Source organism: Ruegeria sp. YKSF070, from assembly GCF_059612725.1.
The window spans coordinates 30365-43926 of the sequence record NZ_JBXWRD010000010.1 but is presented as its reverse complement, the minus strand read 5'-3'; the positions used below and the strand labels follow the sequence as shown (position 1 = coordinate 43926).

Sequence of the window (13562 nt, the reverse complement as noted above, 5' to 3'; positions counted from 1 at the left end):
CAATACAGTTCCGAACTCGTTGAGGCTGAATGAAACAGAAAATTGGCGGCCTGTCTCTCCGCCACTATCCCCCTGGACAGCAATATTATTCCGAAGCTTTCGGGGCGTAGTGTGCTTGTCGTTATCCACAGAATCTCTGCGGAAGGTTACAATCCCCTGCCGCTGCATGGCGGCCACTTTCCAGTTCCTTATGTCTCGGCGCCAGTGCCGTGTGCATTGGGATGATCCGGGTCCGCTCGACGGCTATTGCCTGCGCGGCCCAGGCCCCGATCAGGTGTCGCGCAGGGCCCGGTCGAAGAAGTGTTTGATGGGGCGGACGACATAGTTGATCGCGGTCCGGCTTTCGGTCGCGATATACGCCTCGACCGGCATGCCCGGCAACAGGGCGCGTCCGTTGAGCTTGGTCTCCTCGCCCGCGTTCAGCGCGACCTTGACGTCATAGTGATACTTCTTGGTCAGCGGATCCAGCGTGACATCCGGCGAGATACGGGACACCGCGCCGAGGATGATCGGAAGGTCGCGCGCGTTGAAGGCGCGGAACTTTATCGATGCCTCCTGCCCGATGAAAACCTGGTCGATATCGGCCGCGGCGATGCGCACGCCGATCTGGAACGGATCGTCATCCGGCACGATCATCATCAGCGGCTTGGCCGCGGTGATCACCGAGCGGCGCCCCTGTACCTGGGTTTCGTGTATCTTCCCATTGACCGGAGCACGGATTTCCAGCTTTGACAGGTCGTCCAGCAGGCTCAGGCGCATTTCCATGAAACGGGTTCTGAGCGGTCGCAGCTTGCGCAGTTCTTCTTCAGCCTTTTCCTGTGCGTTGGGGATCACGACAAGGCGCTTGAGATTCAGCTCCGAGATCTTGCCGCGCAGTTCCGCAATCTTGGCCTCGTTCTTGCCAATGTCGCCCCGGATGGTGACATCGTCCTTTTTCAGCTTGTAGAGTTCCGACATCGTGATCAGCTTGCGTTCCGCAAGCTGCTCGGCATTGACGATCTCCAGCGACAGCAGGCGCATCTCGTCCTGCTTTGCCAAGAGTTGCGCCTCGACACCGGCGATTTCTGCGCGCACCTGGGTGATCTGTTCATCCAGCAGATGCATGCCCGAGGTGATCGCCTCGAAATGCGCGGCAAGCTGGCGTTGCTGCCGCTCGACCATCAGCCTGACTTCTGCCCGCGCCTGCGCCGCCTCCTCCAGCACCGGTGTCAGGACCATCTGCCGCTGGTTATCCATTATCGCCTGAAGTCGCGCGATATTGGCCAGCACCTCGAACAGCTCGCCCTCGACGACATTCAGGTCGGAATGGAACTGGCGGCTGTCCAGCCGGACAAGGATATCTCCGGCTCGCACCCGGTCGCCGTTGCGCACATAGATCTCGCTGACCACACCACCGATGGGGTGCTGCACCGCTGTCATCGAGGTGGAGACCTCGATCGTTCCCGACCCGATCACCGCGCCCGAGATATTGGCCCGTGTCGACCAGACCGCTAGACAGCCGAGCAGAAAGATCAGCGAGAAGACCGTTACCGCAAAGGGGCGCCCGGTGGTCCATGTTCTGCGCCGTGATTTCGGGTCGTCCATGACCTATCTTGTCCCCGTTTTTTCCGAATCTTTCGATCGTATGTCACGCAGAACCGAAACATTCGGTCGTTGTTCGGTTTCCTTGACGGGCGGCTCGGCCTTGCTCTTGGCCGTGACCTGTCTTTTCGACATCGCCCCCGAGGCCAGCATCTCGGTCAGCTTGCCGTCCTTTAACTGAAAGCGCCGGTCGACATAGGGCAGTTCCAGCGGCTCGCGCGAGGTCAGGATGATGGTGGTTCCGTTGTTCTTCAAGGCGTTGAACGTGACCTTCAGTTTCTTGGGGATCCTGACCAGCATGTCGGAATCAAGCCCGTCGATCAGCAGGATCTTGGGGTCGCCGTAGAACGCACGTGCCAAGCCCAGCTGATAGCGCTCGAAACTCGACAGGCAGTTGCCCCGCGCATCCAGCATCGTCTTGTACCCATCGGGCAGTGAACTGATCGCGGCATGCATACGCGCGCGTCTGGCCGCAAGGCTGACCGCATCCGGGGTCGCCTCGGTATCGAGGCCCGAGATGTTCTCTTCGATCGTGCCCGCCACAAAGCTCGGATTGTCGGGCGCATAGCCGAACAGCTTGCGGGCATCCGCGTCGGTCAGGCGCGAACTGTGCCGCCCGCCGACCAGAACAGCGCCTGACGATGTCGACCACATGCCCAGGATGGTCTCCATCAGCACGGTCTTGCCCTGGCTCGACAAACCGTTGATCTCGATGATCTCTCCGGCTTCGGCGACCAGCGACACCGAGCGCAGGATCAGCTTGCCCGTCAGGGGCGAGCGGACCGACACGTTGTCCAGCATCAGCTGATGCAGGGCGCCGGGCTGTTCGGCATACTCGTCCTCGAGTTCTTCGGCCCGCGTGGCCAGAATGGCGTTCAGACGCTGCCAGTGATCGCGGGCCTGGAACATCTGCGGGATCTGGGTAAAGAACCGGTCTACCGGCCCCAGGATGCGCGTCACCAGGAAGGTTGCCGCCACCATGGCCCCGACGGTCAGAACACCGTTCAGCGTCAGATAGGCGCCGGTCGCCAGAACCGAATAGCGCACCACCATGACAGTGACCTTGGACATGCTGTCGAACCAGCCGGTCCAGTCCTTGAGCGCGATGGCGTCGTCACGCGCGTCCTCGCGCGCCTTCTGCCATCTGGGCCGGAACCCCACCCCCATGTCCTGGCCACGCACCGTTTCCCGTGACGCGATCAGGACACTCCGCAGGGTGGCGACGGCGCCCGCGCTGTCGCGTGCGCGCTCGCGACGTCCGCCCATGAACACCGCCTTTATCAGCGCCAGCAGCCCGATCAGCGCCACACCGGCGACACAGGCCCAACCGAGCAGCGGATGCAGAAAGAACACCACCGTCAGAAACATAGGCGTCCAGATGAAATCAAAGACCGCGATCAGCGAACCGGAGTGAAAGAACCCCCGCAGGCCATCCACCTCGTCCAGTCCGACAGCCGGTTTCGACTTGTTGTGCTGGAAAACATGGTTGCGCCCCGAATTCCGCAGCAGGGTTTCTTCCATCTGTTCCTGAAACTGCGCTCCGAACCGGGCCAGCAACCGCTTGCGCGCATAGTCAAGCGTTCCCAACACCATCAACAACACGATCAACAGCGAAAACAGCGCGATCAGCGTCTCCATCGATCTGGAGGTCAGAACGCGGTCATAGACCAGGATCATGAAAAACGGGCCGCCCAACCGCAGAAGATTGACGGCGAAACTCAGCACAAAGGCAGAACTGAGGATAAGCCCCCCCTTGCGGACGGCCTTGCGGGCGGAGCCTCTGAGGGCCTTTGCCGCGTTCATTCGTTCCCCTCCTTTTCACGCGACCCGACGAACGTGCCCGCCCTTGCGACGGTTCGTTCGCCAGATCGCCACCCCCTGCTCTCTGTCAGTGCAGAAAGACAGAGCCGTGTCTATCAGACAAAGGGGGTCAGGATTTCTTCACCTGGTTCAGGTTGAAGCTGATGATGACCCGATTGCCGGCATCTCCGGTTTCCTTTGTCTCGTTCGGATCCACCGCATGATAGAGCCAGGCCGGGAAAATGATCATGCGCCCCGCGACGGGGGTATAGCGGACCTTGGTCCAGTTTTCGCGCGCCCGCTTCTTGTTGGGCTGGAACTTGGCTTGGTTCATCAGATGCACAGTGCGCGGTTCGATGAATTCGATGCTACCACAGTTTTCCGGTGCCTGAATATAGTATACCCCGCTCCACAGGCAGCCGGGATGCACATGCGCCCGGTTCACGCAACCCGGAGGATTGATGATCGACCACATGGTTCCGATGCGGATCGTGTGGCTGTCGGCATAGCCGAGGTCCTTCGAGATCATATCGGTGGCGTTGCCGATCAACCCGACCAGATCGGCATATTCCTTCGACTTGTAGAGGTCGTTATGGCTGTGCCATCCACCAAGCGCGGGGATGTTCGAGCGGCTGATGCCCTTCTTGTCTCTTTCACGCTCTGCATAGATCGACGCGAGAAGTTTATTGTTCAGTTCTTCCGGCTCGGGCACGTCGATCTGGAAAATCATCGTTGGAAAGTAGGAACGACGGACAAAACCGAGGTCTTTTTGCGACATGGATAGTCTCTCTTGAGTGAATATTAATATCGAATGCCCGGATGCTTGCAAAATTCGCACCGCGTTGCAACGCTTAGGAAAAGGAGTATTCGGAAATAATCTTTCATCAGGCGCGGTTGCTGCGTTGCAGCGACGCCTGGCGGGCATTATCCGATGCCGGATCCAGCCGCCCGCGCCACACCGGCTTTGCGTGGCAAAATGGCAAGATCGCTTGTCATGATCCCACCGTTGCGTCACCCTTTCAGCATGACACACTCTTCCCTCCCCACCGCATCTGTCCGCCCGGCCCGACCCCGCTGGCGCGGAGCGCTGCGCCTCGCCACCGCCGGGCTGATCTGCATCTGTGCCATGCCGGCGATTGCGCAGCAGCAGCCTGCGCCCTTTGACAACACAGCGGGTACGGTGTTCGACATCATCCGCGCCGACGATCCCACGACCTTTGTCTGTCTCGACGAACTGGGCCGCGCGGAACGCCAGATTTGGGATAAACGCGTTGACGGAGAGCCTATTGTCCTGGCGTATCTTTTCCAGGCGCAATACGCGGATGGCGCGTCGATCGAGATCGCCATCAACCCCGAATTCGGATCGCCGGAAAACGCCAGGGAACAGGCCGAACTCTATGCCCCGGCGCTTGGACGCCTGCCCTCGGCGCTGCGGGCCGGGATCAAGCGGTTCAGCGTGCATGACGGGCGGCGCGGGTACCATGCGGGGACCGGTGGCATCGTCGTCTATGCGGACACGACCGCGAACCGGCTGAGCTATGACCATCTCGAAGAGTCTCTGTTTCACGAGGCGGTCCACGCCTCATGGGATCATGCGCACCGGCTGGCGCCAGCCTGGATCGCGGCCCAGCGATCGGACGGCATGTTCCTGACCGAATACGGACAGAAACGCCCCGAGCGTGAAGACCTTGCAGAAACAGCGCTTTTTGCCTTTGCCATCCTGCATCACCCGGACCGGTTTCCGCCGGTTGATACGAGAGTAACGCTTGAGGCGGTTCCAGCACGAATCGCGTATATCCGCGAATTGCTGCCACCCGGAGAACCACTGACCCGGCAGATCGGACCACCCCAGGGTTGCGCGGCGCGGCAGTGAGTTCCGAACCGCCACCCACCGTTGCAGGTTGGCTTCAGCTACACGGGTTGAGCGCGCAAACCTGCCAGGAACTTCTGGGCCTGAAACCACCGTTGTTGCCGCCGGCTGTCTCGGCGCCCGATGCCGCAATCCCTGACGGTCCCGCCCTGTGGTCGCTGGTCGCGGACTGTCTGGCGGCGGAATTGCCGACGCTAGACAGCGATATCAGCAAGACCGCCGGGCAGACTCTGGTCAACTTTGCCCCCGATCGGGAACGCCATCCAAGACCCTTTACCCTGCTCGTGCCAGTCCAGAGCCGGGTCTATGTTTCGTGCCCGCTGACCGGACAGGCGAATGACGTGCTGACGGTGGCGCATGAGTTCGGTCACGCGCTGCAACTGACCTGCTGTCCCGGAACCGCGCTGCCACCTCTGGTGCGCGAAACCTGTGCCTTTCTCGCAGAGGCTATCGTCACGGAGGCGCTGAGCCAGCACGACGAGGCCCTGTCCGGATCGGTGCATGAGGTCTACGCGCGCCGCGCGGCCACCGATCTCGGCCCGGTCGCCCGACGGCTGCGCGCGGCGCTCGATACGCTTGAGGCGCAATATGACTACAACTGGAACTATCCCCTCGCGCGCCAGATTGCGCTGCAGCTCATACCTGGTCAGGCCCCGCGCGATACCCGATTCCTGACAGAGCTCTTCCGCGGAGAAGCGTCTTTTTCGGCTCTTGTTTCGCTGCTTTGCGGCATGACACGATAGGCACGACGTCGGCGTGATAGGCCTTCGTCCTGCCCGGAGTTAACCGTTGACAGGAATCCGATTCGGCGCAAACATGACTTTGAAAAACGCAGTTACGGGGTCGTGGCGCCGCCTGGCATCACTTTGACCCATTATGAGCCCCGCGGGATTGTGCGGGTCGGATTTCCATTTTTTTAATGCGCTTTCGGCGTAGGTTTCCGAACTGCTTTCCCTGTCCCGTGTCTCTCTCAGCTTATGAATTTGCGGTCGTATGCCATGCGACCGTGCTCTTAAACTTTGACCCATTTTTGACTGGAGACTCCGTCATGACCGCCATTATCGCAACCGCATCGCTGAACACCGCAGACCTGACCATCGACCTGGCCGACCTGATCGACGAGGCCCAGGCCCTGACCGGCCTGGACGCTCCTGTCAGCTTCGCGCCCGACTACTACGATGGTGACGAGGGTAACGAAGGCGACGAAACCAACGAAGGCGACGAAGGCGACGAAGACGACGAGGGCAACGAGCACGACGAAGGCAACGAGCACAACGAAGGCAACGAAGGCAACGAAGGCAACGAAGGCGACGAACAGAACGAAGCCGACGGCGGCGACGAGGGCGACGAAGGCAACGAGGGCAACGAGGGCAACGAAGGCAACGAGGACGACGAAGGCAACGAGCACGACGAAGGCGACGAGGACAACGAAGCCGACGAGGGCGACGAAGACAACGAAGGCAACGAGAACGACGAAGGCGACGAAGCCGACGAAGGCGACGAGGGCAACGAAGGCGACGAAGGCAACGAGGATAACGAAGACAACGAAGGCGACGAAGGTAACGAAGGCGACGAAGGCAACGAAGGCGACGAAGACCTCGGCGACGAGGGCAACGAAGGCAACGAGGGCAACGAGGGCAACGAAGGAAACGAGGGCAACGAGGGTAACGAAGGCAACGAGGACGACGAGAACAACGAAGGCGACGAAGCCAACGAAGGTGACGAGGGCGACGAAGGCAACGAAGGCAACGAAGGCGACGAAGGCAACGAGGACGACGAAGGCAACGAGGACGACGAAGGCAACGAAGTCGACGGCGACGAAGGCGACGAAAACGACGAGCAGGACGAAAACGACGAGGGCGACGAGAACGACGAAGCCGACGAAGGCAACGAAGGCGACGAAGACGACGAAGGCAACGAAGACAACGAAGGCAACGAGGGCGACGAGTCCGGCGACGAAGGCGACGAGGGCAATGAAGCCGACGAAGGCAACGAAGGCGACGAAGACGACGAAGGCAACGAGGACGACGAAGGCAACGAAGGCGACGAAGGCAACGAAGCCGGCAACGAAGGCGACGAAGACAACGAAGGCAATGAAGGCAACGAAGACAACGAAGGCGACGAAGGCGACGCCAACGATCCCTATGACAATGAGGGCGACGAGGGCAACGAGGACGACGAAGGCGACGAGGACGACGAGAGCAATGAGGGCGACGAAGGCCCCCAGACCGACGATGAGGACGACGAAGGCAACGAAGGCGATGAAGGCAACGAAGAAATAGAAGGCCAGGAAGACGACGAGGACGACGAAGGCGACGAGGGCGACGAGGATAACGAGTGGGACGAGGATAACGAGGACGACGAAGGCGACGAATCCGACGAAAACGACGAGGACGACGAAGGCAACGAAGGCGACGAAAACGACGAGGACGACGAAGACAACGAAGACGACGAGGGCAACGAAGGCGACGAGTACGACGAGAACGACGAGGACAACGAATTCGACGAAGGCGACGAGAACGACGAAAACAACGAGGGCAACGAAGGCGACGAAGACGACGAATTCGACGAGGGTGACGAAGGCGACGAAAACGACGAAGGCGACGAAGGTAACGAGGGCGACGAGGGCCAGACCGACGGCGACGAAGACGACGAAGGCGACGAGAGTGACGAAGGTGACGAAGGCGACGAAAGCGACGAAGCCGACGAAGGCGACGAAGGCGACGAAACCAATCTGAACGACGAAAACGACGAGGGTGACGAAGGCAACGAAGGCGACGAGGACGACGAATACGACGAAGGCGACGAATTCGACGAGGGTAACGAAGGCGACGAAGACGACGAAGACGACGAGTTCGACGAAGGCGACGAGAACGACGAAGGCGACGAGTCCGACGAATTCGACGAGCACGACGAAAACGACGAAGGCGACGAAGGCGACGAATTCGACGAAGGCGACGAAGGCGACGAGGCCGAAACCGGCACCGGCGATGACGGTGACGAGGGCAACGAAGGTGACGAAGCCAATATCGACAATCGTGGCGACGAAGGCGACGAAAACGACGAAGGTGACGAAGCCGACGAAGGCGACGAGGGCGACGAGCACGACGAAGGCGACGAAGCCGACGAAGGTAACGAAGGTGACGAAGGCGACGAAGACGACGAAGCCGACGAAGATGACGAAGGCGACGAAGACAACGAAGGTGACGAAGCCGACGAAGACGACGAAAACGACGAGCACGACGAATATGATGAAGGCGACGAAGGTGACGAGGACAACGAGGACGACGAGTCTAACGAAGGCGACGAAGGCGACGAGAACGACGAGCTCGACGAAGGTGACGAAGGCAACGAAGGCGATGAAAACGATGAAAGCGACGAAGGAGATGAAGGCGGCATAGACAACGAGGGCGACGAAGGCGACGAAGACGACGAGGGCGACGAAGACGACGAAAACGACGAGAACGACGAAGGCGACGAAGACGACGAGAACGACGAATACGACGAAGGCGACGAAGACGACGAAGGCGACGAAAACGACGAGTACGACGAAGGCAACGAAGGAGACGAAAACAACGAGGATAACGAAAACGACGAAAACGACGAAGGCGACGAAGAGAACGAAGGCTTCGAGAACGACGAAGACGACGAGTACGACGAAGGCGACGAAGACGACGAAGGCGACGAAGGCGACGAGTATGACGAAGGCGACGAAGCCGACGAAGACGACGAAGGCGACGAAGGCGACGAAGACGACGAAGGCGACGAAGAGAACGAGGTCTTCAACAACAACGACGGCGATGAAGGCGACGAGGGTGACGAAGGCAACGAAGGCGACGAAGGAGACGAAGGCAACGAAGGCAACGAGGGCGACAGCCAGGCCGATGCCAACGAAGGAGATGAGGGAGACGAAGACGACGAAGGCAACGAAGGTGACGAAGGCGACGAAGACGACGAAGGCAATGAAAACGACGAAGGCGACGAAGGCGACGAAGGCGACGAGCCTATCTAAGCCGGCCATTGCCGAACCGTCCGCAGGGGTTTCCTGCGGACGGGACCACCCTCACTCCCGGGCGATGCATTGCATCGCCCGTTCCTTTTTCGAGAAAGACACAAGAAAGACCATGCGACCGGGTCCGCCAATACACGCGCAGCCGGGTCCGTTCGGCCTGGTTGCCGGGTGATCACGTCATCCGGCACACCGGGCTCTGCCGCGCGTGTTGGCTGTGGGGGGACAGGGCGTCAGTGCCTCGAAACCCGCTCTGTTTCTGATCTGACCCGATAAGCTCTGACCCGATGCCAACTGGCACAGGTCCTGTGGCGTGCCGAAACCTCCGACATGTCAGAGGCGCGCGCAATTGCGGGGGATCGGTGTCCGATGGTCGCGCCGTTCACGCCCGCCGGGGCGCCTTGGTCAGATACCTTTCGCGGCGGTGACGATGAACTCCACCCGATAGTCGGGCGTCGCCAGTTTTGCCTCGCCACAGGCCCGCGCCGGGGCATGGCCCTTGGGCACCCAGGCATCCCAGACCGCGTTCATCTCGTCGAAATCCACCATATCCGCCAGCCAGATCGTCACTTGCAGAAGCCGGGTCCGATCGCTGCCGACCTCACTCAAAAGCGTGTCGATCCGGTCCAGACAGTCCCGCGTCTGTTGCGCGACGCTGGCACCCGGCGTGCCGACCTGCCCCGCCAGATAGACGGTCTCGCCATGCAGGACGATCTGACTCATGCGGGTGCCGGAATGAAGACGGGTGATCTCGGTCATAACAGGGTCCTTGTTCTGTCAGGGAATAAAGCGTGCCGGGTCAAGTGCCGCGACGGTTTCCGGTGTCAGCTCGGGCGGATGCCCGGCGATGAGAGCGGCGGTCAGGCGGGACAGGCCGGGCGCGGTCTGGATGCCGTAGCCCCCCTGCCCGGCCAGCCAGAACAGCCCCTCGACCTCCGGATCGAAACCCACCACCGGACTGCGATCGGGGGCAAAGGTGCGCAGGCCGGCCCAACTTGCTTCGACCCGCTGCACCGGTTCGCGCACCGCCTGTTCATAGCGGTGCAGCCCCTCGGCCAGGACCATGTCGTCGGGCCAGGCATCATGCGGCGCCACCGGGTCCTCGTCGGCGGGGCTGACCATCAGCCGGCCCGCCTCGGGCTTGGCGTACCAGTGTTCCGCGGCGCTGGCGAAAAGGGGCCAGGCACGGATGTCCTGCCCGCCGGGAGGTGGCAGCAGCGCCGCGCTCCGGCGCATCGGTTGCAGCCCCAGCATGCGCGCTCCGGCCATGCGGGCCACCTCGTCGGCCCAGGCCCCGGCGGCGTTGACCAGCAGCGGTGCCTGATAGCTGCCGTCCCTTGTGGTCAGGGTCCAGACGCCCGCCGCGCGGGTGATGCCGGTCACCGGGGCGGCGGTGACAACCTGCCCGCCACGGGCCCTGAGCAGGCGTGCGTAACCGCCCAGCATGCGGTCGACGTCGATATCCTGCGCATCCCATTCGATGATGGCGCCGGCGATCCGCTCCTGCCGCAGGATCGGTACCAGCTCCACCGCCTGTGCCGGTGTCAGCGACTCAAGCCCGCTGGCGCCGTTGGCATAATCGTCAAGCGCCGGCAGTTCATCTTCGGTGGCCACCAGCATCTCGCCCCTGGGCGACAGCAGGCTGTGCGCGCTGACCCCCTCGGGCGCGGCCAGGAACGGGGCCGAGGCCACGTTCAGCGCGCGCAGGGTGGCATTGCCGTAATTGCGGATGAAGATCGCGGCAGAGCGTCCGGTGGCATGGTATCCCGGCGCCGTCTCGGCCTCGAGCACAAGCACCGACATATGCGCGGACAGTTCCGCCGCCGCGCTGACCCCGGCGATGCCGCCGCCGATCACAAGGACATCCGCCGTTTTCACGACGCCTCCTGAAACCCGGTCAACACTCGGGTCAGATTGTCGCCCAGACTGTCGGAGAGATATCCGCCCTCCTGCACGAACAGCACCGGCAGCCCGGTCCGCGCCAGGGCCGCGCCGATCCGGGCAAATCCGTCGCCGGTGATGGCCAGCCCCTGGAACGGATCGTCGATCGAGGCATCGAGGCCAAGCGCCACCACCAGCACCTCGGTCCCGAAGCTTGCCACCTGTCGCAACGCGACACCCAACGTGTCCAGATAATCATCGTCCCCTGTCCCACGCGCCAGCGGCAGGTTCAGGTTGGCCCCCAGCCCCCGGCCCGCGCCGCGTTCCTGCGCATGGCCCCAGAAGAACGGATAGAACCGCGCAGGGTCGGCGTGGATCGACACGGTCAGAACGTCGTCGCGGTCATAGAAGATGCCCTGTGTCCCGTTGCCGTGATGCACGTCGATATCGAGGATCGTCGGGCGCAGACCGGCGTCAAGCAACCGCTGGGCGGCGATGCCGGAATTGTTCAGGAAACAGAACCCGCCCGCCAGATCGCCAAAGGCGTGATGGCCCGGCGGGCGTGACAGGACATATGCGCCCCGTTCGCCGCCGCTGATCAGGTCGGCCCCGGCAATGGCCGACTGGGCCGACCAATAGGCCGCCTCCCACGTGCCCTCGGCGATGGGACAGGCGGTATCGGCCTGATGATACCCCGCCTGCCCGACCGCGGATTTCGGATATCCGTCCGTCCGCGCCGCCGGGTGGATATTGGGGATCACCTCGGCCCCGGCGCCGGGAATCCGGCGCCAGCGGGCATGGATGTTCTGAAGAAAGGTCAGATATTCGGCCGAATGCAGTGCCGCGATCGGCGCCAGCCCGGCATCCTCGGGCGCCGCGAACACGCAGCCTGCCGCCTCGGCCCCGGCCTTGAGCACCTCGATGCGGCGCGGCTGTTCGGGATTTGGCAAAATGGCGCCATTGGCCATGAAGTGTTTCGGATCGTGCAGCCATTGCCGCCTGTCGAATACCGCTTTCATTCGTCTCCTTTCAGGGCCGCACAGCCGGCCTCGTCCAGTATCAGCTCGCTCTGCCCCCCGGCCGAGACGAATCCCAGATGATCATAGAACCGCCGCGCCCGGGAGTTGGTGTGATAAACGCTGAGCTTCAGAAAGCCCGCCCCCCAGAGTTGCCGGCCATCCGCCAGCGCCGTTGCCAGCAGGCGGGTGGCGATCCGCTGGCCGCGCAGCTGCGGCGCCGACCACAGATCCGACACATAGAGCCCGGCCCCACCCCGTGTCGTCGAGAACAGCGGAGAATAGAGCGCCACACCCACGATCTCGCCCGGCCTCTCGGCCAGAACCGCCCGAAAGGCCGGCGCCGCGCCCCAACCGGCGCGCTCCAGATCGGCGGGACGCGCCCGGTGACGGTCGCCCAGATCGTCCGACAGACGTTGCAGCGCCTGGTTCAGCGCGGCGGCATCCGCCTGTTCCGCTATGCGAAAAACTAGGCCCATCAGAACGCCACCCTGTCCGCGCCTTTCAGTCCCAGCATGGCGCGCGCCTCGCCGGGGCTTGCCACCTCTCGACCCAGTTCTTCGACGATGCGGCGGATCTTGTGTACCTGCTCGGCATTGGACCGGGCCAGCACCCCGCGCGAGATCATCAGACTGTCCTCGAGCCCCACGCGGACATGCCCCCCCATCGCCGCCGCCATCGTCACCAGAGGGATTTGATGGCGCCCGGCGGCCAGGACCGAAAACAGATAGTCCTGACCAAACAGTTTGTCCGCAATCGTCTTCATGTGCATGAGGTTCTCGGGGTCGGGACCGATCCCGCCCAGCACGCCGAACACGAACTGGATGAACAGCGGCCCCCGCACCAGACCGCGATCCACGAAATGACGCAACATATAGAGATGCCCGACGTCGTAACATTCGAATTCGAACCTTGCGCCTCGGTCTGTGCCCATCTCGGTCAGAATGCGCGCCATGTCGCGCGGCGTGTTCTTGAACACCAGGTCGTCGGAATTGCGCAGGAACGGCTCTTCCCAGTCGTGCTTCCAGTCGTGGATCCGGTCCGCCGCCGGATAGAGTGCAAAGTTCATCGTGCCCATGTTCAGGCTGCACATTTCGGGCGCGGCCTGTCTGGGCGCGGCCAGCCGGTCGTCAAGCGTCATCACCGCGCTGCCCCCGGTCGTCAGGTTCAGCACCGCATCGCTGGCCTGTTTGATGCGCGGCAGAAAGCCCATGAAGTCCTCGACCCGGGCCGAGGGTCGGCCCGTTTCGGGGTCGCGCGCGTGCAGATGCAGGATGGCGGCACCGGCCTCCGCCGCCTCGACGGCCTGTCCCGCGATCTCGTCGGCGGTGACCGGCAGGTAGGGCGACATCGACGGGGTATGAATCGAGCCGGTGATGGCGCAGGTGATCAGGATCGGCGACAT

11 protein-coding genes are annotated in these 13562 nt (G+C 62.4%); 3 read left to right on the top strand and 8 right to left on the bottom strand.

From position 1 onward, the window contains the following. Window positions 1–270: 270 nt before the first annotated feature. From AC2FL1_RS07675 to AC2FL1_RS07665, 3 genes are all read right to left on the bottom strand, one after another. Window positions 271–1584 (bottom strand): HlyD family type I secretion periplasmic adaptor subunit, encoded by a 1314-nt coding sequence (locus AC2FL1_RS07675; RefSeq protein ID WP_496823524.1) that lies wholly within the window; start codon window positions 1582–1584, stop codon window positions 271–273. 3 nt (window positions 1585–1587) lie between these two features. After that, the gene (locus tag AC2FL1_RS07670) at window positions 1588–3384 is read right to left on the bottom strand and encodes a type I secretion system permease/ATPase (RefSeq protein ID WP_496876507.1); all 1797 of its coding nucleotides are present in this window, start codon (window positions 3382–3384) and stop codon (window positions 1588–1590) included. Window positions 3385–3511: 127 nt separating this feature from the next. Beyond that, complete coding sequence (locus AC2FL1_RS07665; protein ID WP_496823520.1) at window positions 3512–4159, bottom strand: 2OG-Fe(II) oxygenase family protein; 648 nt, start codon at window positions 4157–4159, stop codon at window positions 3512–3514. A 246-nt stretch (window positions 4160–4405) separates the two neighbouring features. Here AC2FL1_RS07665 and AC2FL1_RS07660 point away from each other — a divergent pair, with 246 nt between their 5' ends. The 3 genes from AC2FL1_RS07660 to AC2FL1_RS07650 all read left to right on the top strand — a co-directional run bounded on the left by AC2FL1_RS07660 (window position 4406) and on the right by AC2FL1_RS07650 (window position 9263). Then, window positions 4406–5254: a hypothetical protein gene (locus AC2FL1_RS07660; protein WP_496876506.1), complete on the top strand. Its 849-nt coding sequence runs from the start codon at window positions 4406–4408 to the stop codon at window positions 5252–5254. Between the two features lie 47 nt (window positions 5255–5301). Further along, a complete protein-coding gene (locus AC2FL1_RS07655; RefSeq protein WP_496876505.1) occupies window positions 5302–5994 on the top strand; it encodes a hypothetical protein in 693 nt (230 codons plus the stop codon). Between the two features lie 305 nt (window positions 5995–6299). After that, on the top strand, window positions 6300–9263 hold the full coding sequence (locus tag AC2FL1_RS07650; RefSeq protein WP_496876504.1) for a hypothetical protein: 2964 nt from the start codon (window positions 6300–6302) through the stop codon (window positions 9261–9263). A 402-nt stretch (window positions 9264–9665) separates the two neighbouring features. Here the strand turns inward: AC2FL1_RS07650 and AC2FL1_RS07645 are convergent, their stop codons facing one another. The 5 genes from AC2FL1_RS07645 to kce are packed head-to-tail and all read right to left on the bottom strand — an operon-like array spanning window position 9666 to window position 13562. Further along, window positions 9666–10019 (bottom strand): RidA family protein, encoded by a 354-nt coding sequence (locus AC2FL1_RS07645; protein ID WP_496876503.1) that lies wholly within the window; start codon window positions 10017–10019, stop codon window positions 9666–9668. Between the two features lie 18 nt (window positions 10020–10037). After that, on the bottom strand, window positions 10038–11138 hold the full coding sequence (locus AC2FL1_RS07640) for an NAD(P)/FAD-dependent oxidoreductase (RefSeq protein WP_496876502.1): 1101 nt from the start codon (window positions 11136–11138) through the stop codon (window positions 10038–10040). Next, window positions 11135–12160, bottom strand: a complete 1026-nt coding sequence (locus AC2FL1_RS07635) for a histone deacetylase family protein (protein ID WP_496876501.1) — start codon at window positions 12158–12160, stop codon at window positions 11135–11137. The genes AC2FL1_RS07640 and AC2FL1_RS07635 overlap by 4 nt, the downstream gene beginning before the upstream one ends. Next, complete coding sequence (locus AC2FL1_RS07630) at window positions 12157–12636, bottom strand: GNAT family N-acetyltransferase (RefSeq protein WP_496876500.1); 480 nt, start codon at window positions 12634–12636, stop codon at window positions 12157–12159. Before AC2FL1_RS07630 ends, AC2FL1_RS07635 begins: the two co-directional genes overlap by 4 nt. Further along, window positions 12636–13562, bottom strand: coding sequence for a 3,5-dioxohexanoate:acetyl-CoA acetone transferase (gene kce, locus AC2FL1_RS07625; RefSeq protein WP_496876499.1), 927 nt, complete (start codon window positions 13560–13562; stop codon window positions 12636–12638). The genes AC2FL1_RS07630 and kce overlap by 1 nt, the downstream gene beginning before the upstream one ends.

Coding starts and splice junctions, on each gene's coding strand:
- AC2FL1_RS07675 (WP_496823524.1), bottom strand. CDS start 1,584: ATGGACGACCCGAAATCACGGCGCAGAACATGGACCACCGGGCGCCCC.
- AC2FL1_RS07670 (WP_496876507.1), bottom strand. CDS start 3,384: ATGAACGCGGCAAAGGCCCTCAGAGGCTCCGCCCGCAAGGCCGTCCGC.
- AC2FL1_RS07665 (WP_496823520.1), bottom strand. CDS start 4,159: ATGTCGCAAAAAGACCTCGGTTTTGTCCGTCGTTCCTACTTTCCAACG.
- AC2FL1_RS07660 (WP_496876506.1), top strand. CDS start 4,406: ATGACACACTCTTCCCTCCCCACCGCATCTGTCCGCCCGGCCCGACCC.
- AC2FL1_RS07650 (WP_496876504.1), top strand. CDS start 6,300: ATGACCGCCATTATCGCAACCGCATCGCTGAACACCGCAGACCTGACC.
- AC2FL1_RS07645 (WP_496876503.1), bottom strand. CDS start 10,019: ATGACCGAGATCACCCGTCTTCATTCCGGCACCCGCATGAGTCAGATC.
- AC2FL1_RS07635 (WP_496876501.1), bottom strand. CDS start 12,160: ATGAAAGCGGTATTCGACAGGCGGCAATGGCTGCACGATCCGAAACAC.
- AC2FL1_RS07630 (WP_496876500.1), bottom strand. CDS start 12,636: ATGGGCCTAGTTTTTCGCATAGCGGAACAGGCGGATGCCGCCGCGCTG.
- kce (WP_496876499.1), bottom strand. CDS start 13,562: ATGTCGCCGATCCTGATCACCTGCGCCATCACCGGCTCGATTCATACC.